The following is a 212-nucleotide window of genomic DNA, read 5'->3' as shown; positions in this document are numbered from 1 at the left end:
TGTCCCGGCTCCGGCGCCCGGACGTAGTCGCGCATCAGCGACCTGAACCCTCGCCGATACCTGCGCGCGAGCCAGTATCCAAGTTTCCAGAAGACCGTGCGGTCTAGTTTTCTAAACATGGTGGCCGTGAAGTCGGTGTATTGGTAGAAGGCGGCCCAGCCGGCGATCTGCCGGTTCAGGCTTGCCATCAAGTCCATCCGGTTCATGCCGTA

General features: G+C 60.8%; 1 protein-coding gene. It reads right to left on the bottom strand.

Translation table 11 applies throughout. The features are described 5' to 3' along the window. Positions 1 to 188: group II intron maturase-specific domain-containing protein (locus KVT39_RS37780; RefSeq protein WP_306795646.1), on the bottom strand; the 188-nt coding region annotated here is incomplete at its 3' end. Positions 189 to 212 lie beyond the last annotated feature (24 nt).

Source organism: Burkholderia sp. GbtcB21 (assembly GCF_019091065.1).
Taxonomy (GTDB): domain Bacteria; phylum Pseudomonadota; class Gammaproteobacteria; order Burkholderiales; family Burkholderiaceae; genus Burkholderia; species Burkholderia pyrrocinia_C.
This window is presented reverse-complemented; position numbering and strand designations above follow the sequence as displayed.